Genomic DNA, 240 nt, shown 5'->3' with positions numbered 1-240 from the left:
GCAGCAGCAGCGCTTTGCTGTCGGTCAGCGGCGACACCCTCACTTCACGCCGCAGTGGATCGAGCGAGCAGCTATCGGTATTCACCCGCCAGGTACCAAAATCAATTAAACCGCTGGTCTCTTCCTGCGTCAGCGGCGGCGGCGGGGGGAATGGCGAAGGGAACGCCGGCAACGCTGGGTGCGGCGGTACATCCCACTGCACGCGGACGCCACCCTTCACCCAGGCGCAGCGCCCGCTGA

General features: G+C 65.8%; 1 pseudogene. It reads right to left on the bottom strand.

Annotation, left to right across the window (positions count from 1 at the left end):
• Positions 1–240: pseudogene (locus tag KVT28_RS26515) on the bottom strand (DUF1176 domain-containing protein); the annotation flags it as partial.

This window comes from Pantoea sp. GbtcB22 (genome assembly GCF_019091025.1).
GTDB lineage: Bacteria > Pseudomonadota > Gammaproteobacteria > Enterobacterales > Enterobacteriaceae > Pantoea > Pantoea leporis.
Note: the sequence above shows the minus strand (reverse complement) of the source record. Positions and strands in the feature narration are given on the sequence as shown.